The sequence below is a fragment of the Lysobacter sp. 05T417 genome (assembly GCF_056396405.1).
The window spans coordinates 196,882-217,180 of the sequence record NZ_JBFTLK010000004.1 but is presented as its reverse complement, the minus strand read 5'-3'; the positions used below and the strand labels follow the sequence as shown (position 1 = coordinate 217,180).

Annotated in this window: 15 protein-coding genes; 7 read left to right on the top strand and 8 right to left on the bottom strand. The window is 66.9% G+C overall.

Annotation, left to right across the window (positions count from 1 at the left end):
* Position 1 precedes the first annotated feature (1 nt).
* The 7 genes from AC1DER_RS08835 to AC1DER_RS08805 form a co-directional block, all read right to left on the bottom strand.
* Positions 2-1,402, bottom strand: a complete 1,401-nt coding sequence (locus tag AC1DER_RS08835) for a C25 family cysteine peptidase (protein ID WP_477244447.1) — start codon at positions 1,400-1,402, stop codon at positions 2-4.
* Positions 1,399-5,178, bottom strand: a complete 3,780-nt coding sequence (locus AC1DER_RS08830; protein ID WP_477244445.1) for a WD40 repeat domain-containing protein — start codon at positions 5,176-5,178, stop codon at positions 1,399-1,401. Before AC1DER_RS08830 ends, AC1DER_RS08835 begins: the two co-directional genes overlap by 4 nt.
* An 86-nt stretch (positions 5,179-5,264) precedes the next feature.
* The gene (locus AC1DER_RS08825; RefSeq protein WP_477357877.1) at positions 5,265-7,376 is read right to left on the bottom strand and encodes a CHAT domain-containing protein; all 2,112 of its coding nucleotides are present in this window, start codon (positions 7,374-7,376) and stop codon (positions 5,265-5,267) included.
* 79 nt (positions 7,377-7,455) lie between these two features.
* Complete coding sequence (locus AC1DER_RS08820; protein ID WP_477244441.1) at positions 7,456-8,103, bottom strand: N-acetylmuramoyl-L-alanine amidase; 648 nt, start codon at positions 8,101-8,103, stop codon at positions 7,456-7,458.
* A gap of 124 nt (positions 8,104-8,227) precedes the next feature.
* On the bottom strand, positions 8,228-9,442 hold the full coding sequence (locus AC1DER_RS08815) for an acyl-CoA dehydrogenase family protein (protein ID WP_477357874.1): 1,215 nt from the start codon (positions 9,440-9,442) through the stop codon (positions 8,228-8,230).
* A gap of 202 nt (positions 9,443-9,644) precedes the next feature.
* A complete protein-coding gene (locus AC1DER_RS08810; RefSeq protein ID WP_441816522.1) occupies positions 9,645-10,061 on the bottom strand; it encodes a hypothetical protein in 417 nt (138 codons plus the stop codon).
* A 51-nt stretch (positions 10,062-10,112) separates the two neighbouring features.
* Positions 10,113-10,493, bottom strand: a complete 381-nt coding sequence (locus tag AC1DER_RS08805; RefSeq protein ID WP_441816521.1) for a VOC family protein — start codon at positions 10,491-10,493, stop codon at positions 10,113-10,115.
* 149 nt (positions 10,494-10,642) lie between these two features.
* Between AC1DER_RS08805 and AC1DER_RS08800 the strand changes: the two genes are divergently transcribed.
* The 3 genes from AC1DER_RS08800 (at position 10,643) to AC1DER_RS08790 (ending at position 13,517) form a co-directional block, all read left to right on the top strand.
* A complete protein-coding gene (locus tag AC1DER_RS08800; RefSeq protein WP_477244436.1) occupies positions 10,643-11,629 on the top strand; it encodes an alpha/beta fold hydrolase in 987 nt (328 codons plus the stop codon).
* A gap of 108 nt (positions 11,630-11,737) precedes the next feature.
* A complete protein-coding gene (locus AC1DER_RS08795; protein ID WP_477244434.1) occupies positions 11,738-12,715 on the top strand; it encodes an alpha/beta fold hydrolase in 978 nt (325 codons plus the stop codon).
* Positions 12,716-12,908: 193 nt separating this feature from the next.
* Positions 12,909-13,517, top strand: coding sequence for a hypothetical protein (locus AC1DER_RS08790; protein ID WP_477244432.1), 609 nt, complete (start codon positions 12,909-12,911; stop codon positions 13,515-13,517).
* 88 nt (positions 13,518-13,605) lie between these two features.
* On the opposite strand, the gene glmS is transcribed toward AC1DER_RS08790, so the two are convergent.
* Entirely contained in the window at positions 13,606-15,438 is a 1,833-nt protein-coding gene (glmS, locus tag AC1DER_RS08785) for a glutamine--fructose-6-phosphate transaminase (isomerizing) (protein ID WP_441816515.1), read from the bottom strand.
* Positions 15,439-15,635: 197 nt separating this feature from the next.
* Between glmS and AC1DER_RS08780 the strand changes: the two genes are divergently transcribed.
* Genes AC1DER_RS08780 through AC1DER_RS08765 form a run of 4 tightly spaced genes read left to right on the top strand, consistent with a single transcriptional unit; the run spans position 15,636 to position 20,259 of the window.
* Positions 15,636-16,925: an efflux RND transporter periplasmic adaptor subunit gene (locus tag AC1DER_RS08780; RefSeq protein WP_477244428.1), complete on the top strand. Its 1,290-nt coding sequence runs from the start codon at positions 15,636-15,638 to the stop codon at positions 16,923-16,925.
* Positions 16,926-16,946: 21 nt separating this feature from the next.
* Entirely contained in the window at positions 16,947-17,678 is a 732-nt protein-coding gene (locus tag AC1DER_RS08775) for an ABC transporter ATP-binding protein (protein WP_441816513.1), read from the top strand.
* A gap of 13 nt (positions 17,679-17,691) precedes the next feature.
* Complete coding sequence (locus AC1DER_RS08770) at positions 17,692-19,011, top strand: ABC transporter permease (RefSeq protein ID WP_441816512.1); 1,320 nt, start codon at positions 17,692-17,694, stop codon at positions 19,009-19,011.
* A gap of 12 nt (positions 19,012-19,023) precedes the next feature.
* Entirely contained in the window at positions 19,024-20,259 is a 1,236-nt protein-coding gene (locus AC1DER_RS08765) for an ABC transporter permease (protein WP_477244425.1), read from the top strand.
* The last annotated feature ends 40 nt before the right edge of the window (positions 20,260-20,299 follow it).

Below are 20,299 nucleotides of genomic sequence, written 5' to 3'. Positions count from 1 at the left end.
ATCAAACGGAAAGGCGGACAGCGGGATCGCCGATGACGACGTAGCTGCGCGCATCGTGGTGGGCGGTCCACAGACCGGCCAGGGTGTAGTCGTCGACGGCGGCGCCGTACTTGATGGCGTCGAGCTCGCCGTTGAGCGTTACCGCAAGGTCGGCGTGCTTCATCGCGAACGCGTCCATGGCCGCGCCTACGCGCACGCCCGACATCAGCGCATGCAGGCACTCCTCGAAGGTGCTGGTCTGCGCGCCGACGCCCGGCCAGGAGAACGAGTAGGTCCAGGCGCGCTCGACGTGCCCGATCACCGCCAGCGCGCCGCCATCGGGTTTGCCGGCAAGTCGCTGCGGCAGATGCGCAAGGAAGGGGGCGCTGGCAATCGTCGCCGGGACGGTGCCGGCCGGCGCGTAGTCGTCGCGCTGCGGCGTGCCGGCGCCATAGCAGGCGAAATGGAATGCGATCGTGCCCGACAGGTCGGCGCTGTCGCTGACGTCGTCGCCGGAGAAATAGAACGCCTCCGGGATCGCGCCGCGGTGACGGATCGGCCCGGGCCAGTCCTGGCACAGCAGCGCGCCCTGGTGCCGCTGCTGTCTTGCATCGCCCAGCGGGAAGCCCATGCCATGGCTGGCAGTGAACACGATGGAGGGGGCCGACTGCAGGCATGCGCCGAGCCGCGCCTTGGTGGCCTCGGCGGCGAGGATGCGCTCCAGCTGCCATTGCGGTTGCCGGGTCGCGAGCTTGTCGGCCAGCGGCGCGACCAGCATCTGGCTGCTCAGTTTCGTCGCGCGGTCATCGTCGTTGTTGACCGCGAAGAAGCTCGCCCGTCTCGGTCCAGGCTGTGGGCTGCGCTGCTCGCTGGCGATGACACTGGCGGCGTAGTTGCGGTAGCCGTCGATCGAGTCGAAATGCAGCCGGCCCACCGCATAGTTGATCCCGAGTTCGTACTGGAAGCGGAACGGAATCGATTCGGGGCCGCCCACGATCAGCAGGTAATAAGGCACCTTGTCGATCTGCGGCAGGCCGAGCGCCGCGCCCTGGCGCGCCAGCCAGGTGCGGGCGCGGTCATCCGGACGGTAGGCCGCCGGTCCGGTGAATGCCTTGTAGCGCGCGCCTGCCTGCGCATTGCGCAGGTCGCACAACGGCTTGAGAGCATCCAATACCTCGGGCGGCGCATCGTGGGCAAGGACGATGCCCCAGCCGGTCTGCGCCAGGTCGGCAGGATCGACGCCGAAGGGAACGCCAAACGTGGGCGCCATCGCGTGCTGCTTGGCGACGAGCACATCGCGCTCGACGACCGGTTCCGCCGGCTCGCCACGCGCCGCGCGCGAGATCTGTTCGACGGATGGCGTCTGCAGGTACTCGCCCGTGGTGGCATCGATGCCGTTGAAACCGGTGGGCTCGGTGCTCATGGCCCGGTGTCCTCATCACCGTCCGCGGTCGGGTCGCCGACACTGCGCCTGGCGTACTGCCCGGCGGTTGCAATCATGCGGCTGCGATCCAGGTCCCACGCGAGCAGGTCGTCACCGGCGGTCACCAGGAACGCTCCATCGCCACTGAGGGCGATCGCCTTGAGTGGAGCGCGTCCACGCGCTGCCAGCTCAAATGGCGAAACACGCTTGTTGCGCTTGATCCATTGCAACAGGTTGCCGTCGGCGTCCGATGTCACCAGTACACCGTCGCCCGTTCCTGCCGCCGCCACCCCCGTGATGGAACGCTCGTGTCGCCGGTAGATCTCCCGCTTCTCCAGTCCCGGCACCGAACACGTGGTGATCAGGCCGTCATCGGCGCCGGTCAACAGGGTTCCGTCGCCACGGAATGCCAGCTCGGACACGCGCTGCCCGACGTCGCTGTAGGCCACAGGCAGGTAAGGCTTCGGGAACGAGCCGCGTGCGATGTTCCACAGGCGCACCGTGCCGTAGGCCGAGCCGACGGCCAGTCGCCGCGAGTGAGGGTCGAATGCGATGGCCGAGATCCTGTCCGCGTCCGGGGCGATCGAGCTGTCGCCCACGCGTTGCCGAAGCGAAGTCGACGCCACTTCGACCCACGGCCCCGACGCTCCCTCCCGGCGCGCCCAGACGCGAAGGATGTTCTTGCTGGACGTCGCCAGAAAGTGTCCGTCCGGGCTCACGGCTGGCGTTGTGGTGTCGTTGTCGCAGTGGCTCTGCCGGACCGCCGACGGCGGGCCCGCATTCTGCGGAGCCTTTCCAGGCGGCAGCACCCATTCGGTCGGAATGCCATGACAACCGACCGTGACCAGACGCTGGCCATCGGCCGAGAGTACGAACTTCCCCGCATCCGCCGCCTGCAGGGTCCATTGCGGCATGGGTTTGACCCGGCCGCCCTCGCGCTGCCACAGCTGGATGATTCCATCGGTTGAACGCGCGGCAATGCGGGTGCCGTCGACGTTCATCGACAGCTCCGACCAGGACTTCTGGAGCGAAGCAGGGAACTGATGCGACAACGCCGGGCCGCGTCCCTTGTCGAGGTCGAGCAGCAGGATCTGCCGCGTCCCGCCGACCACGACCTGCGCGCGCGATTTCGGCCGGTAGGCCACGCTGAACAGACGCTCTCCGATCTTGAATCGCTGCGCCCAGGCGCGCCGGTTCAAGTCCGCCAGGTCCGAGGCATCGGCCGGCAACCGCCATCGCACGAGGTAGCCATCCACCCCCACGCTGACAAAATCGTTCGAACCGGATGCAAAGGCCAGGCCCTTGACGGCCCGGTCGCTCGGACTCTCGCTGCCTCCATGCGACGCCCGATCCAGTCGGATTCCATTGCGTGTACGGTCCGCTGACGCAAGGTCCCACACGTGCAGCGATCCTTCGGTATCGCCGGCGATGAAGTAGCGTCCCGACGGATCGGCGGCAGACGCGGAAATGCCCACCTCTCTTCCCAGGTGGTCCTTGATGCTGAACTCCTGCTGCGGCTGCTGTGGTTCAGCCTGGTCGCCGCCCACTGACCACAGACGGACGTTTCCGTCGTAGTCGGTGGACGCGAGCCTTTGCTGCTGCGCAGCGCCGCGCGGCAGGAATGCGATGCTCTGGACCGGAGCGCCACCTTTTCCGAACGAAGCGACGTGGATCGGTGCCGTGGGGTTGGCCAGGTCCCAGAGTTCCACCCTCTTGCCCCAACCCGAAGCGGCCAGCCAGCGGCCGTCGTCGCTGAAGGCGGCCGTTGTCAGGCGCCCGCGATTGGGGACCGGCACGAGCACCGCGACCTGCCGCAGCTTTCCCTTGTCCATTCGCCACAGCAGCACGCGGCCGTCCCAGTGCGACGACGCGATCAGGTCCCCGTGAACCGCCACGGCGTAGGTCTGCGTGCGCAGATCCGGTGTGACGTACACATCCGACCCCGGCACGGCGATGTTCTGGACCGAGATGTGTCCGTCCCAGGATCCGGCAAGCACGCGGTCACCATCGGGGCTGAATGCAACAGACCAGACGATGTGGTCGCGCGGCGCCAGCTCGCGGATCACCGCCGCCTGTGCACGTGTCAGCTGCATCGCGATGGCATTGTCGACGGCACGCTTGAGGTTGCCCTCCTTGTCCAGCGCATCGGCCTGTTCCCTCAGCGGCAAGAGCATGTTGAGCGCCTCCCCGGGTGCGGTCATGTCGCGGGTCGAAGCGACCGTCTGGTACAGGGCCGAGCGTTTCACCGCCTGCGCTTTCTGTTTCCGTTCGACCAGCCCCCATGCACTGACCACGGCGATGATCGCCACCGCGCTGGCACCGATCACCCCGCGCAACAGATTGCGATCCCTGCGCGCGCGGTTGGACCGCGCAACTTCCTCTGCGCTGGTACGCAGAAACTCGTCTTCGTCTTCGTTCATGTCGCCGCGATGGTCGGCCGCCCATCTGTTGGCGGCCGCCAGCTCTTCAGCGGGCAGCAGCAGGTGACGCGCGTATTCCCCGCTGGCTTCGTGCCAAAGCCTGGAACGAACCTGGAACGGTTGCAGGTGTGCCTGCTCCCACGCCTTGTTGGAGGCGAGCACCGGCGCCACCAGGCGGTCGTGTGGGAGCTCGATCCAGTCGCGCCCGGCGCGCGAGTCCGAGCGCAGGAGGTGGGCGTCGACCAGGCGGGTGACGGCTTCGTCGACCTGTCCCAGCTGGGTCCTGTCGCGCAAAGCCTGGGTACGCACGCCCGATTCGGATATCAGGCTGGTCCCGATCCACTCGCGCAGCGTGCGCTCGGAAACTCCGGACTCCTCGGCCGCCGCGGCAATCTCGTCATCGAAGAATTCGCGAAGCGCGCTGTCGACCTCGCTGAGGCCGCGCGCGGTGACGTCACCGACCTCGATCCTGCGTCCTTCACGCAGCACGACCTTCGTCCACAGCCGCCGGCACACCACCTGCAACTGCACCGGCTCGACAAAGCGTCCCGGCTGCAGCGTGTCCCTGCCGTCGGCGCCGCGCACCGACACCTGGCACAGGTCCTCGACCAGGCGCGGCGGCACGTCCTGGGCCATCCACTGCGGACCGGCGGTCTCGCCGATGGCTTCGCGCGCGGCGTCCACGCCGAGTGCATCGAGCCGGTAGCGGAACGACAGCGCGGTCGGGATCAGGTCCAGGTAGGGCTGCAGCTCGGCCAGGCGATCCTCGCGTATGGCGAACAGGGCCCAGATCTGCGCGCCCGCTTCACCACCCCAACGGCCTGGCGTCGCCCCCCGCAGCAGGTCGCCGAGTTCTTCCAGGTACTCGCGCTTGCGGTCGACATCGAGCGGATCGGCGACGAACAGCTCCTCGAACTGGTCGAGGATCAGCAGCGGATAGTGCGGTTCGCCTTCGGCATCGCGGCCGAGCGCGGCGGACACGCACTCCTCGAAGTACTGCTTGAGCGTGTAACCGCACAGGTCGCGCGCCTGGCGTCGCTCGTCCTCTCCGCGCAGCTTCTCCAGCGCGTACAACGTGGCCAGCCGGTAGCGGTTGATCGACGGATTGTTGTCGCACTCCGCGTCGCGATGGCCGAGCCGGACGATCGGCAACGCCTCCATGTCATAGGCGTCCTCCAGCTTCGGAATCAGGCCGGCGCGGATCAGCGACGTCTTGCCCGCGCCAGACGGGGAGAACAGCAGCGCGATGCGCTTGCTGACCAGCAGGTCCGACAGTTCCTCGGTCTCGCGGCGCCGGCCATGCAGGGTCTGGCCGACGTCCAGCGGCACCGGACCGACAAAGGGATTCGACGGCAAGGCTGGAGGCGATGCCGTTGCCGGCACGGCAACGGGCACGGCCTTGACGCCCGCAGCACCGACAGCACCGTTCCCTGCGGCATTGTTCACGCCGGCACCTCTTCGTCGGCCTTCACCGCCCGCTCGTAATGCTCCATCAGTTCGACCATGAATTCTTCGGGCGAACTCCAGAACAGGTTCACATGCGACTGTTCTTCGAAGTACTTGCGCAGGTACTTGTACATGCGCGCCGGGACGATGCGCTCGCCGGCGGGATTCATCTGGATGGCGACGCTGGTCCGGCGCCGGGAGATCTCGCGGCCAGGCTGGCGCAACACGCTGCCGAGCACGACCCGGAAGTCCCAGTCCTCGGCCTGGAAGCCGAGCAGGAGCCAGCCCGAAGTCGAGATCGCGGCGGTGACGGCATGCGGAATGCCGTTCTCGCGCAGCGTTTCGTTGCGCGTGACCTCCATCAGGAACTCGAAGTAGTCGTCCTCGGTGATCACCAGGCTTTCGGGGTACTGGTAGTTGCCGAAGACGTGGAAGATCAGCGGCTCATCGACACTGGGGACATACCCGTCCTCGACAGCGGGTCCGTGGGCAATGCCGAGGTCGCCGCTGCTGCGCCAGGTGCACAGCTGGATGTGCGGCTTGCGGCCCTGTTCGATGAGCGCGTCGTGGAGCAGGTTGTCGCGGTTGGCGTTGACGTAGATCGGCACCGGCATGCGCGCCAGCAGCGTATGCACCTCGGCCGGATTCTCTGCGCGCAGGCCCTTGCCGATGTGCGACACCATGCGGTCGACCAGGCCTTCCTGCACGCGCTCGCGCATCAGCTCGTCGGTGAGCTGGTCGCGGAACTTGCGCCGCAGGTAGCGCACGACGTACGAGCGGATCGCATCGACGACAAACCCCGGGCTGTTGCGGTACGCCAGATGCTGGGCCACCTGCGCCAGGTCATCGCGGTCGCGGGGCGCCAGCGGGAACTCGTAGCGTTCGGCCCACGCGCGGGCGATCTCGCGGGTCGAACCGATCACCGGTTCGACCAGTCCCGGGCCCAGCACCGGCACGCAGCGCTTGTTGCGGATGTTGGAAACGACCGCCTCCCACTGGTCGAACCCGTCGATGTCGACGCTGCGCGGCGGCCACAGGACACCGCTCTTGGAGTGGGTGTAGAGCGTCGGCATCCACCAGTCGGGCTGGTCGAGGATGTCGAAGCGTGCGGCTGCGACCGCGCGGTCGATCTGCCCGTCGCTGGCCAGCTCGCGGAAGAAGCGCGGCATGAAGCGATTGACCGAGGCCACGGTGACATCGCCCTGCATCGCCAGCACGTTGGGAACGCCCGCCTGCGCCAGTCGCGGCGCCAGTGCCGCCAGTCCCTGCGCGCCGCCGCCACCGGCGCTCTTGCATGACGCCAGGATCACCAGCCGCGGGCGGTCCTCGGTGGCGGCGAAACGCTGCACCAGCTCTTCGCCGCGGACCATCTCGCCCAGGCCGGTGTCGCCTTCCAGCAGCAGCCGCGGCTCGCCCTCCTGGGTAATGGTGCCGTGGCAGGCCAGATACAGCACGTCGGAGTAGTTGTCGCGCAGGTCGGAGACAATGCTGTAGACCGACGCGCGGCCGGCCAGGCGTCGCACCACGATCTCGCGCGGGCTGCGTCCGTACTGTGAGGCGATTGCTTCCTCGGCCTGGCGGAATTCTTCATCGGCATTGATCGCCGGTTGCTGCCAGCGCGTCGTCAGGTCGGACGGATTGGCCACCACCACCAGCACCCGCACCGTGTTGGGATCCTGCAGCGGCCGCAGGCGAAAGTCGTCGGTGCTCAGGAAGCGCGAGAACCACACGTTCTGGTTCGACAGCAGCGAGGTCGCCTTGCCCGGCTCGCGCAGCAACTCCCAGCGCACGGCGTGCAGCTCAGGTGCGTTGGCCTGGACATGCAGGCGGATGCGCAGGCCATCACGTGCCGCCGCAGCGGTGCGCGCCTGCACGAAGGCATCGAAGATGCGGTTGCCGGGGCCGCCGAAGACCATGTCGGTCAATGCGGCGCCGTAGGCGTCTCCGTCCAGGGCATGGCCCTGGAGCGTTGCCAGGTCGATGTCGATCCGGACCGGATCGATCAGGTCGGTTTCCCGGTCCTGTTCCGGGTCGATGTAGCGTCCGCCTACGAAGTACTTGCCTGGGTCGAGCCACTGGATCCGCAGTTCCAGCTCGCTGTAGGACATGATCTGGACCTCCGCCAGAAGCGCCCCCCCAACATTGGCAACGCCGGGGACCGGGCTTTACGGACACCGTCCGTCGCCGTCAGCGCACGATCAGCTCGAATCCGTCCTCCGGCTCCGGGAATTCAGCCTCGTCCGCCGACGTCTCCAGGCCAAACGAAGCCGACTCCACGAAAGCCTGCGCCGCCGCGGCCAGCGCCTCGGCGATGCCCTGCCGGTACGGCTCCTGCAGCAGCCGCTGCTCCTCCTGCGCGACATCCATGAAGCTCACCTCGACCAGGCACGCCGCGGTAGTGGCGTGGTGCGAGGCCGGCGACAGCGCGCCAAACTGCGCCCGCTTGAGGCCGCGGTCGGTGTGCTGGGTCACCGCCAGCAGGAACTGCTGGACCTGCTTGGCCAGCGCCGTCGACGCCGCGCCCGAACGCGCGTGGACGAAGGTCTCCGTTCCCTGCGCGCGGCCGTTGAAGCCGTTGAAGTGGATCGCGATGAACGCCGCGGCCTTGCGGTCGCGCGCGACGTGGGCGCGCGCAGTGAGGCCCAGGTTGACGTCGCTGTCGCGTGTCAGCACCGCCGTATGACCCTTTGCCGTGAGCAGCGGCACGATCCGCCGCGCGACATCGAGGGTCAGGTTCTTTTCCTTGGTGCCTTGCGGCCCGGTGGCGTTGTTCGGACTGGAACCGCCGATCACCTGTGTGCCGCCATGGCCCGGATCGATGACGATCACGCTCATCTGCCTTCTCCCGCTCATCCTGTGCGTGAGGAGCCAACGACCTGATCGCGCTGGACCGGAGAGGGCTGCGGCCGCGATCGCCCTCAAGCCCGTTCAGAAACCACGACGGTGTCGCGACGCGGATCTACACGAATGCACTGAAGCCGGTGATCGCCCTGCCCACGATGAGCGCGTTCATCTCGCGCGTGCCCTCGTAGGAGTACAGCGCCTCGGCATCGGCCACGAACCGTCCCACCTGCTGGTCGAGCAGGATGCCGTTCGCTCCCAGCAGTTCCCTTGCCAGGCCCACGGTCTCGCGCATGCGCACCGTGCAGACACCCTTGGCGAGGGACGCGTGCTCGTCGCGCATCAGTCCCTGGTCCTGCATCTGCGAAAGTCGCACGCAGACGGCCTGGCTCGAGGTGATGTTGCACAGCATGCGGAACAGCAGGTCCTGCACCAGCTGGAATCCTGCGATGGGCCTGCCGAACTGCATTCGTCGCTGCGCATACCGCAGGGCATGCTCGTAGGCGCCCCTCGCGCAGCCCACCGACTCCCAGGCCACGCCGGCCCGGGTCATTGCCAGCACGCGCGCCGTGTCCTTGAAGGTGTTGGCGTTCTGCAGCCGGTCGGATTCGCTGACGCGGCAGTCCGTGAGCGTGATCAGGCCGTTCTGCACCACCCGCAGCGCCATCTTGTGGAGGATCTTTTCCACGTGGAAACCGGCGGACTTGTTCTGGACGATGAAACCCTTGACCTGGCCGTCATCGACGTCGCGCGCCCAGACAATCGTCAGGTCGCCCCAGGTGGCGTTGCCGATCCACTTCTTCTGGCCGTTGAGGGTCCAGGTGTCGCCTTCGCGCTTGGCCGTGGTGGTCAGCCCGCCGGCAGTTCCGGAGCCGACATCGGGCTCGGTCAGCGCGAACGAGCCGATCTGCTCCATCGCCGCCATCGAAGGCAGCCAACGCTGCTTTTGTTCCTCCGATCCGCACAGGTAGATCGAGCCCATGGCCAGCCCGGTATGCACGCCGAAGAACGTCGACATCGATGCGTCCACGCGTGCCATTTCCATCATCACAAAACCCAGCAGCGTGGTGCTGCGTCCGGCGCAGCCATAGCCGCGATAGGGCAGCCCGGCGATTGCCAGCGCCTTGAAGCCGGGCAGCAGCTCGAAGGGGAACTCGTCGCGCTCCCAGAATCCGGAGATGATCGGCTGGACCTGTTCCTCCATGAAGGTCCGCACCTTCAGGCGAATGGCGTTGTCGTCGTCAGACAGCGTCTTGGCGAACTGGTAGAAGTCACCGTCGGCCTCAGGCAGCTGCGATGGCGGCCTTCTGGAAGAGGAATCTGCAGGGCTCATGTCTGCGCTCCTTGTAGCCGTTCCGGTCGACACGCCATCCGCGCGTTGCGGCTCGCAGTGGCATGGCGACGTTAAGCGCGGCTCGGCCGAGCCGGTAGATCGGCCAACGGAAATTCGCTGTTGAGCAAAGTGAATCAATGCCCGGCCCTTCCACGCCCGCGCGAAGCAACCGGCACGGAAATTGCCAGGCTCAACGCTTGTTCTAGGTCTGGATGCGGGGAAAGTAGCGCGCGACGAAAATCAGGTACACCAGCCACAGCGCGAACCAGGCAGACGCCACGACCAGCAGCCCGACCGTGAAGAGGATCATGCTCGGCGCGAGAAACAGGAGCACGCAACCGGTCAGCCACAGGCGGTCGGCCCGTCGCGAATACCGGGCACGCTCGACATCGTCGATCCGCCCGGAAAGCGCGGCGCCGTAATAGAAGAACGAGGAGAAGGCGAAAGCGAACGTCGCCACACCCATTGCGACCAGCGTGGCCTGGAATGCGATGGCGTTGACCTGGCCGCTTGTGAACCTGGGATACAGGAAGAACAGCAGGAACGTGAAGATCGCGATGCTCGACGCCGCGAGCTGATAAGACCGATTGACGTTAGCCGCAGCAAGATCGTCAGCCATGGGTTCTCTCTCCTTGCCTCGCCGTGATCCGGATTGTTTGCGCAGTCCAGTCTACTGCCCGGCAGGCGGCTGCCAGAGTTCGACCTTGTTCCCTTCCGGATCGATCACCCAGCCAAACTTTCCCTGCTCGGAGCTTTCGGTCTTGTCGAGGACGTTGCAACCTTCGGCACGCAGCGCCGCGAGCAGACTGTCGAGATCGGCAACGCGGAAATTGATCATGAACGACGCAGTGCCCGGCTCCATGTAGCCCGTGTCCTGGGCGAAGGGGCTCCAGATGGTCATGCCGGGCGCGCTGTCCGCCCCGCCCCACTGGAACACCGCGCCACCCCAGTCGGAAACGTCCAGGCCAAGGTGGTCGCGGTACCAGGCGCCCAGGGCCTTGGGATCTGCTGATTTGAAAAAGACGCCGCCAATACCGGTGACACGTTGCATGGCCTTCTCCGAAGGTGGCTGACAGTTGCCGAGAATACTGCCAGTCGCTGGGCCCATATTCGCGACGGCCGTCGCGCGATGCCATGCCTGGCGCTGGCCGCACCCAGCCCCGCGTTGCGTTCGAGGGATGCAGCTTGCCCGGTCCCTTCATGGACCGTGCCGACCCGCTGCTGGCCCGCAACAAGGAAGCTGATATGTCCTGCTTGAAGTCCATGGCCCGCGCCGTGCTCGTGCCGCTGATGCTTTGCGCATTGCCGATGACTGAGGCCGCGGCCGGGGTGCAGCCTTTCCCCGACAGCTTCCACGACAGCCAGATGGCGGTGGCCGGCGGCACGCAGTTTGTCCGCGTGGGCGGGAAGGGACCGGCCGTGGTTCTTCTGCACGGCTTCGGCGACACCGGCGACATGTGGGAACCGCTGGCGACCCGGCTCGCCAAGGACCATCTGGTGATCGTGCCCGATCTTCGCGGCATGGGCCTGTCGTCGCACCCCGAAGACGGCTACGAGAAAGCGGCACAGGCGCGCGACCTCGTCGGCATTCTCGACAAGTTGAAGGTCAAGAAGGTGCAGCTGGTCACCCACGACATCGGCAACATGGTCGGCTATGCGCTCGCCACGCACTACCCCGACCGGGTGACGGCCTGGGTGGTGATGGATGCACCACTCCCCGGCATGGGAACCTGGCAAGCCCAGCTGACCAACCCGAAGGTGTGGCACTTCAATTTCCGCGGGCCCGATGTGGAGCGCCTGGTGGCGGGCCGCGAGCGCATCCTGCTGGACCGGTTCTACAACGATCTTGGCGCGAACCCTGCCGGCATCGATGAGGAAACCCGCGCGCACTACGCCGAACTCTATGCGCGACCCGGCGCCATCCACAATGCGCTTGGCGGGCAGTTCGAGGCCTTCTCCCGCGACGCCGAAGAGAACAAGTCGACGTTCGCCAAGTCGGGGAAGATCGCGATTCCGGTCCTCGCCATCGGCGGCGACCACTCCTACGGCGCTTCGATGAAAACCGAAGTGGAGTACGTCGCCTCGAACGTCGAAGGCGCCGTGATCCAGGATTCGGGCCACTGGATCATGGAAGAACAACCACAGCAGGCCATCGACCTGATCGTCCCGTTCCTCGCCAGGCATTGATCGCGAAAGCGAATCATCCGTTCGTGCTCGCGCCCGGCTGATCGTGCGCGCGCGCCAGCAACTGGCGCGCCACCGTGCACTCCTGACATCCATTTCGGGAGTGACGGTATGAACCGCAGGAATTTCATGGGCCTGGCTGCGGCCACGGTTGGAGCCGGTATTGCAGGCGCATACGCACCGCTGCTGGCCGCTGGCCGCGGCGCCGGCGGCGCGGCTCTGGCGCACCCTCTGGATGTGGCGCGCTTCCGCGCCCTGCGGCGCTCGGCCCGCACGAGTTTCGGCGAGATCGCCTATGCCCAGCTCGGGCGCGGCCCGGCGGCGCTGTTCCTGCACGCCCATCCGATCAATGGATTCCAGTGGCGCGGTGCATTCGATCGCCTCGCGTCGGTTCGCCGTTGCATTGCCCCTGACCTGCTGGGACTGGGGTACACGCGCGTCGCTGCCGGCCAGAGCGTGGCGCCGGCGGCGCAGGCGGCGATGCTGGCGGCACTGCTGGACAAACTCGGCGTCGACAGCGTGGACGTGGTGGCCAACGACAGCGGCGTCGCAATCGCGCAACTGTTCGTCGCGCGCTATCCGCAACGCGTCCGCAGCATGCTGTTGACCAATGGCGACGAGGAACTCGACAGTCCGCCGCCGGCACTCAAGCCGCTTCTGGCACTGGCGCATCAGGGGCGATCCACCGATGTCTTCCCCGGCTGGCTGGCCGACAAGACCTCTGCACGTCGTACGTTCGGCGGCGCGGTCTATGCCGATCCGGCCACCCTTACCGACGAGTCGATCGACTACTACTTCTCGCCGCTGATCAGATCGGCCGAGCAACGGGCCCTGGTCGATGCGACGCTGGTGGCGTTCGAGCCCAATCCGCTGGCAGGAATAGGCCCGGCATTGAAAAGCTGCAAGGCCCCGGTACGCATCGTGTGGGGCACGGCAGACACCATCTTTTCGCCCGAGAGTCCCGACAGGCTGGCCCGCGCGTTCGGCAACTCGCGCGGAGTGCGTCGCCTCGCCGGCGCCAAGACCTTCTGGCCCGAAGAGTTCCCAGATGTGATCGCCGAGGAAGCGCGGGGATTGTGGCAAGCGTGATCGCACGAAGCCATTGCGTGCAGGTGTGATGCACTGAGCGCGAGTGGGCCTGGCGTTGATACACGTCGCTGTCGACCTGTCGTTCACGGCTCCTGTGGTACCTGAAGCGGCTACGTCGCGAAGTCGTCACGCGCGGTGGTCCGTGCCCCTGGTCGCTTCGCGACGCTTTGCGCCGCAAAGGACAGGTGTGGCCATGCCGAACATCTCACGAAGTGGCGCAAGACTGCGCCGGCTCCCGTTGTCGCTCTGGATAGCCTCTGCGTTGATGTCACCTGTTTACGCGCAGGTGGCATGCCCGACGCCGATCCAGGTGAACGGCACTGCATGCGTGGTTGCGTCGGGAACCACGGTCACGGTATCAACCGCCGCCGCGGCAGGCTTGAGTGCAGCGGGCTCCGGCGGCGTGATCACTGCCGACGGCGTTTCAGTGCGTCTGGGAGCGGCAAGTTCCGTCGGTGCATTTGCGCAGACCGGCGGACTCATCCAGTTCAATGGCAGCTCGCTTGCCACGACCTCCATCGGTGCGGCGGCGAGCGGCCAGATCGGACTGCGCGCAGTTGGCGCCGGCAGCAGCATCTTCGCCACGGGATCGGCGATCACCATGTCCCCGGTCTCCGGCGCGTCCGTCAACATGCACGGCGTCAGTGCCGAAAGCGGCGCCACCGTTACTCTGGGCAACACCACCGTTACGGTCGCCCGCCCCAACGGCAACAGCAACCATGCGGTGCAGGCCATCGGCAGCGGCAGCGTCGGGTTCCGTCTGTCGATGGGTTGGCACCAAATTGGTACCGTTTCTCTCTAAGTCAGTTGGACCAACTATTGATGGTCCTAGCGCATTGAGTTGGACCAACTATTCCCAAACACCACAAAGCGCGGCCAGCCCCCGTCGTTCATTCCACCGTCACCGACTTGGCCAGGTTGCGCGGCTTGTCGACATCGGTGCCGCGCGCCAGGGCCGCGTGGTACGCCAGCAACTGCACCGGGATCGCGTGCACCACCGGCGACAGCACGCCGACGTGGCGCGGCGCGCGGATCACGTGTACACCGTCGGACGGGCCGAACTGGCTGTCCTCGTCGGTGAACACGAACAGCTCGCCGCCGCGCGCGCGCACTTCCTGCATGTTCGACTTCACCTTCTCCAGCAGGCTGTCGTTGGGCGCGATCACCACCACCGGCATGGTCGCGTCGACCAGCGCCAGCGGCCCGTGCTTGAGCTCGCCGGCCGGGTAGGCCTCGGCGTGGATGTAGGAGATTTCCTTGAGCTTGAGCGCGCCTTCCATTGCGATCGGGTAGTGCACGCCGCGACCGAGGAACAACGCGTGCTGGCGCGGCGCAAAGCGCTCGGCCCAGCTGACGATCTGCGGTTCCAGGTTGAGTGCGTGCTGCACGCTGCCCGGCAGGTGACGCAGCGCTTCCAGGTATTCGGCTTCCTTCTCCACCGACAACCGCCCCTGCAGCTTCGCCAGGGTCGCAGCCAGGGTGAACAACGCCACCAGCTGCGTGGTGAAGGCCTTGGTCGAGGCCACGCCAATCTCAGCGCCGGCGCGGGTGTAGTACACCAGCTTGCTCGCGCGCGGGATCGCGCTCTCGGGCACGTTGCAGATCGACAGCGACTTGTCGTGGCCGAGCGACTTGGCGTACTTCAGCGCCTCCATCGTGTCGAGCGTTTCGCCCGACTGCGAAATGGTGACGATCAGGTGCTTCGGGTTGGCCACCGCCTTGCGGTAGCGGTACTCGCTGGCGATCTCGACCGAGCACGGGATGCCGGCGATCGCCTCGATCCAGTAGCGTGCGGTCAGGCCGGCGTAGTAGCTGGTGCCGCAGGCGAGGATCTGCACGCCTTCGATCGCGCCGAGCACGTCGGCGGCGTTGGCGCCGAACAGCGCCGGCGAAAATGCGTTGCCGTCCATCACCGCTTCAATGGTGTCGGCGATCGCGCGCGGCTGCTCGTGGATCTCCTTCTGCATGAAGTGGCGGTACGGGCCCAGCTCCAGCGACGCCAGCGACACGTCGGAGACATGCACTTCGCGCTCGACCGGCTCGCCCTGGATGTCGAACACGCTGACGCCTTCGCGGCGCACTTCGGCGGTGTCGCCCTCTTCCAGGAAAATCACGCGACGCGTGGATTGGACGATCGCCGAAACGTCGCTGGCGATGAAGTTCTCACCGTCGCCCAGGCCGACCAGCAGCGGGCAGCCCATGCGCGCGGCGATCATGCGGCCCGGCTCGTGCTTGCTGACCACGGCGATGGCGTAGGCGCCCGTCAGCTCGCGCACGGCGAAGCGCACCGCCGCCAGCAGGTCGCGGCCCTGCGACTGGTAGTAGTGGATCAGGTGGGCGATGACTTCGGTGTCGGTCTGCGATTCGAAGGAGTAGCCCAGGCCACGCAGGCGCTCGCGCTGCTCTTCGTGGTTCTCGATGATGCCGTTGTGGACCACCGCCAGCTCGCCGAAGCTGATGTGCGGGTGGGCGTTGGCCTCGGTGACGCCGCCATGGGTCGCCCAGCGGGTGTGGCCGATGCCCAGGCCGGCATGGAAATCCTCCGCGTGCGCGGCCGCTTCCATCTCCGAGACCCGTCCGGTGCGGCGCACGCGGCGCATGTCCTGTCCGTCGAACACGGCGATGCCCGCCGAGTCGTAGCCGCGGTACTCAAGGCGCTTGAGGCCTTCGATCAGGACCGGTACCACGTCGCGATCGGCGATCGCACCAACAATTCCACACATTCGGTCGTACTCCCTCGTTGTCCCGCTAGTTTAGCCGCGGCCGCGGTACCGCCGCTGTACGGCGGACACGCCAGTGTCCGCGCGGACACTGCGGACACCCGGCGCTGCCCCCAAGTCACTGATTCCACTGGATCGGCCGGGTGGCACGGTTCCTGCGTTGTTTAAGCGCATTCCCATTCCAGCGCATCCAACACCGCATGATCCGCGACACCTCTGCACAAGACCGTGTTATCGCCCCCGCCCCGGCCAACCCGCGGCGCAAGCAGCTGCTGATCGGCGGCGGCATCGCCGCCGCGCTGGTGCTGGCCCTGGCCGTACCCACGGTCGGGCGCTGGCTCGGCTCGGGCCAGTCGGTCAGCGGCGAGCGCCTGCGCCTGGCCGAGGTCCGCCGCGGCACCCTGGTCCGCGACGTCGCGGTGCAGGGCCGCATGGTTGCCGCAGTCAGCCCGACCCTGTACGCCCCGGCAGCCGGCACCGTGAAGCTGCGGGTCCAGGCCGGCGACGTCATCAAGCAGGGCCAGACCCTGGCCGAGATCGACAGCCCGGAGCTGCGCAGCCGCCTGGTCCAGGAACAGTCGACGCTGGCCAGCCTGGAGGCCGAAGCCAGCCGTGCCGCGCTCGACGCCCAGCTCGCCCGTTCGACCGCACGCAAGCTGCTCGACCAGGCCGAGATCGACCGCACCGCGGCGATGCGCGACCTCGAACGCGGCCAGCGCGGATTCGAGGGCGGCGCGGTGTCGCAGGTCGAAGTGGCGCGCGCGCAGGACGCGGTCAAGAAGGCCGACATCGGCCTGCTGCACGCCAAACGCGACTATGAGCTGCAGGACCAGGGCGTCGGTCTCGATACCCGCAACAAGCACCTGCTCGCGCAGCGCCAGCAGGCCGTCGTCGGCGAGCTGCAGCGCCAGGTCGATGAACTCAACATCCGCTCGCCCGTCGAGGGCGTGGTCGGCACCGTCGCCGTCACCGACCGCACGGTGGTGCCGATCAACCAGGCGCTGCTGGTCGTGGTCGACCTGCGCGAACTGGAAGTCGAACTGCCGGTGCCGGAAAGCTTCGCCGACGACCTGCGCCTGGGCATGGCTGCCGAGATCAGCTACGGCGGCCACAAGTACGCCGGCAAGCTGCGCTCGGTCTCGCCGGAAGTGGTCAACGGCCAGGTCATGGCGCGCGTGCGCTTCGCCGACGACAAGGCCGCCGAAGGCCGTCCGTCCGGCCTGCGCCAGAACCAGCGCGTCAGCACCCGCGTGCTGATCGAAGAAAAGCCCAATGTGCTGATGGTGCAGCGCGGCCCGTTCCTCGACACCGGCGGCGGCCGCATCGCTTACGTCATGGACGGCGACACCGCGGTCAAGCGGCCGATCACGGTGGGTTCCAGCAGCCTGTCCGACGTGGAAATCCTCTCCGGCCTGCAGCCGGGCGAGCAGGTCGTCATTTCCGACATCACCCCCTTCAACGGCGCCGATCAGGTGCTGGTCAACAACTGATACGAGCACTGGAGTAACGACATGCTGAAGATGAGCAACCTGAGCAAGGTCTACCGCACCCACATGATCGAGACGCACGCCTTGCGCGGCTTCGACATCCACGTGCGCGAGGGCGAGTTCGTCGCCGTCACCGGCCCGTCGGGCTCGGGCAAGACCACCTTCCTCAACATTGCCGGCCTGCTGGAGGATTTCAGCGACGGTGACTACCTGCTCGATGGCGTATCGGTGAAGGGGCTGGACGACAACGCCCGCTCGCGCCTGCGTAACGAGAAGATCGGTTTCATCTTCCAGGGCTTCAACCTGATCCCCGACCTGAACCTGTTCGACAACGTCGACGTGCCGCTGCGCTACCGCGGCATGAACGCGGCCGAGCGCAAGCAGCGCATCGAGCACGCGCTTGGCCGCGTCGGCCTGATGTCGCGCATGAAGCACTACCCGTCCGAACTCTCCGGCGGCCAGCAGCAGCGCGTCGCCATCGCCCGCGCCCTGGCCGGCTCGCCGCGCCTGCTGCTCGCCGACGAACCGACCGGCAACCTCGACTCGCTGATGGCGCGCGGGGTGATGGAGCTGCTCGAGGAGATCCACGCGCAGGGCACGACCATAGTCATGGTCACCCACGACCCGGAACTGGCCGCGCGCGCGCAGCGCAACGTCCACATCATCGACGGCCAGGTCACCGACCTCGACGATGCACCGCGCCTGGGCAGCGATGTCATGCCCGCCGCAGCCGCCGCCACCGTGCCGGCCAACTGAGGATCACGCCATGATGGGCTACTACCTCCGATTGGCCATCATCTCGCTCAGGCGCAATCGCATCCTGACCGCGCTGATGGTCGCCGCGATCGCGCTTGGCATCGGCATGTCGATGACCTCGATGACCGTGCTGCACATGATGTCGGCCAACCCGCTGTCGCATAAGGACGAACAGGTCCGTCGCGTGCAGGTCGACAACTGGGACGCCAACGAGCCATGGGACGAGGACAACCCGGCCGAGCCGCCGGACCTGATGACCTATCAGGACGTGCGCAACCTGGTCGCCGCGCACAAGGCCGAGCAGGAAGCCGGCTTCTTCCCCAACGTGCTGTCGCTGGAACCGCCGCAGCGCGAGATCAAGCCGTACATGGTCGAGGCGCTGTTCACCACCCACGGCTTCTTCCCGATCTTCGAGCCGCCGTTCAAGTTCGGCGGCGGCTGGAGCCAGGCCGAGGACGACAACGCCGCGCGCGTGGCCGTCATCGACCAGGAGACCAACGAGAAGGTCTTCGGCGGCGAGAACAGCGTCGGCCGCAAGCTGCGCCTCAGTGGCGAGGACTACACCGTGGTCGGCGTGCTCGACAAATGGCACCCGACGCCGCTGGTCTACCACATCGCCGCCGGCGCCTTCAACGACCCGCAGGCGATCTTCGTGCCGATGAGCATCGGCATCGAGAAGCAGCTGGTCAGCGGTTCCAACAACAGCTGCTATGAAGACCGTTCCGATCCGGGTTACCAGGGCCTGCTGGGTTCGGAGTGCATCTGGATCGACCTGTGGGTGCAGGTCAAGGACGACGCCGACGCGCAGCGCTACCTGAGCTTCCTCAACAACTACGTCACCGAGCAGAAGAAAAACGGCCGCTTCCCGCGCCCGACGAACAACAAGCTGCGCAGCGTGTCGGAGTGGCTGGTCGCCGAGCGCGTGGTCAGCCGCGATGCGCGCACGCAGGTGTGGCTGGCGTTCGCCTTCTTCGCCGTGTGCCTGATCAACACGGTGGGCCTGCTGCTGGCCAAGTTCATGGGCAAGGCGCCCGAGATTGGCCTGCGCCGCGCCGTCGGCGCCAGCAAGCCGGCGGTGTTCGCCCAGTACCTGACCGAGTCGGGCCTGGTCGGCCTTGCCGGCGGCGTGATCGGCCTGGCCTTCACCGGCCTGGGCCTGCTCGCCCTGCGCAAGCTCTACGCCGGCACCTCGATCGAGAAACTGGCGCAGCTGGACTGGACCATGGTGGGGCTGTCGCTGCTGATCGCGCTGGTCGCCAGCCTGATCGCCGGCCTGTACCCGACGTGGCGCGCCTGCCAGGTGCAGCCCGCCACGCAATTGAAGACGCAGTAAGGGAGCCAGTCGATGGAATTCCGTCCAGTACTCAACGCGCTGATGCGCAACAAGACCGGCCTGCTGCTGATCGTGCTGCAGGTCGCCATCACCCTGGCGATCGTGTGCAACAGCGTCTTCATCATTCTGCAGCGCATCGAGAAGGTGAACCGTCCCAGCGGCATGCAGGAAGCGGGGCTGTTCACCGTCAACAGCCTCGGCTTTGCGCCGGACTTCGACCTGGAAGGCAGCCTGCGCCAGGACCTCGTCGCACTGCGCTCGATCCCCGGCGTGATCAATGCGACCACCATCAACTCGGTGCCGCTGTCGCAGGGTGGCTGGAGCGAGGGCCTGTCGGACCAGTCCGAAGCCGTGCCGCAGGACAAGCGGATCCGTGAAAGCTCGGCCGTCTACATGGTCGACGAGCACGGCCTCGACACCCTCGGCGTCAAGCTCGTCGCCGGTCGCGACTTCAATGCCGGCGATGTCAGCCCGCGCACCAAGGACGACAAGGGCACGCTGCACTCGGTGATCATCACCCAGGCGCTGGCCGACAAGCTGTTCCCCGGTGGCGCGGTCGGCAAGACGCTCTACAGCAGCCTGCCCGGCAAGAACGGGCCGGTGACGGTGGTCGGCGTGGTCGAGCGCCTGCAGGCGCCGTGGGTCGGCTGGGACAAGGTCGAGAACGCGACCCTGGTGCCGCAGTACAGCCTCGGTGAGTTCGATGCCAACAGCTCGCGATACCTCATCCGCGCCGAACCCGGTCGCCGCGACGAGATCATGAAGGAAGCCGAACGCAAGCTCGGCGAGATCAACAGCGGCCGCATCGTCCGCGGCCTGCGTTCGATCGAGGAAGTGCGCGGCGACAGCTACCGCCAGGACCGCGCGATGACCATGGTGCTGACCACCGTGATCTTCTCGCTGCTGGCCGTCACCGGCCTGGGCATCGTCGGCATGGTCAGCTTCTGGGTCACGCGCCGGATCAAGCAGATCGGCACGCGCCGCGCCCTGGGCGCTCGCCGGTTCGACATCCGCCGCTACTTCATGATCGAGAACCTGATCGTGGTCGGCATCGGCGTCGCGGTCGGCCTGGTGCTGACCTACGGCTTCAACATGTGGCTGATGAAGCATTACGAGCTGCCGCGCCTGGCCTGGTACTACGCGCCGCTGGGCGCGCTGACCGTGCTGCTGCTGGGCCAGCTGGCCGTGTTCGGCCCGGCCACGCGCGCAACCCGTGTCTCGCCGGCGGTCGCCACGCGCACGGTCTGAGTGCGGCTCCGTGCCGGACGGCGCCCGCCGTCCGGCACAT

Bases quoted from the DNA above. Each gene is read 5' to 3' on its own strand.
- AC1DER_RS08780 (WP_477244428.1), top strand. From the start codon at position 15,636: ATGATCCGCGACACCTCTGCACAAGACCGTGTTATCGCCCCCGCCCCG.
- AC1DER_RS08765 (WP_477244425.1), top strand. From the start codon at position 19,024: ATGGAATTCCGTCCAGTACTCAACGCGCTGATGCGCAACAAGACCGGC.
- AC1DER_RS08820 (WP_477244441.1), bottom strand. From the start codon at position 8,103: ATGAGCGTGATCGTCATCGATCCGGGCCATGGCGGCACACAGGTGATC.
- AC1DER_RS08835 (WP_477244447.1), bottom strand. From the start codon at position 1,402: ATGAGCACCGAGCCCACCGGTTTCAACGGCATCGATGCCACCACGGGC.
- AC1DER_RS08770 (WP_441816512.1), top strand. From the start codon at position 17,692: ATGGGCTACTACCTCCGATTGGCCATCATCTCGCTCAGGCGCAATCGC.
- AC1DER_RS08800 (WP_477244436.1), top strand. From the start codon at position 10,643: ATGGACCGTGCCGACCCGCTGCTGGCCCGCAACAAGGAAGCTGATATG.
- glmS (WP_441816515.1), bottom strand. From the start codon at position 15,438: ATGTGTGGAATTGTTGGTGCGATCGCCGATCGCGACGTGGTACCGGTC.
- AC1DER_RS08825 (WP_477357877.1), bottom strand. From the start codon at position 7,376: ATGTCCTACAGCGAGCTGGAACTGCGGATCCAGTGGCTCGACCCAGGC.
- AC1DER_RS08790 (WP_477244432.1), top strand. From the start codon at position 12,909: ATGCCGAACATCTCACGAAGTGGCGCAAGACTGCGCCGGCTCCCGTTG.
- AC1DER_RS08775 (WP_441816513.1), top strand. From the start codon at position 16,947: ATGCTGAAGATGAGCAACCTGAGCAAGGTCTACCGCACCCACATGATC.
- AC1DER_RS08795 (WP_477244434.1), top strand. From the start codon at position 11,738: ATGAACCGCAGGAATTTCATGGGCCTGGCTGCGGCCACGGTTGGAGCC.
- AC1DER_RS08815 (WP_477357874.1), bottom strand. From the start codon at position 9,442: ATGAGCCCTGCAGATTCCTCTTCCAGAAGGCCGCCATCGCAGCTGCCT.
- AC1DER_RS08805 (WP_441816521.1), bottom strand. From the start codon at position 10,493: ATGCAACGTGTCACCGGTATTGGCGGCGTCTTTTTCAAATCAGCAGAT.
- AC1DER_RS08810 (WP_441816522.1), bottom strand. From the start codon at position 10,061: ATGGCTGACGATCTTGCTGCGGCTAACGTCAATCGGTCTTATCAGCTC.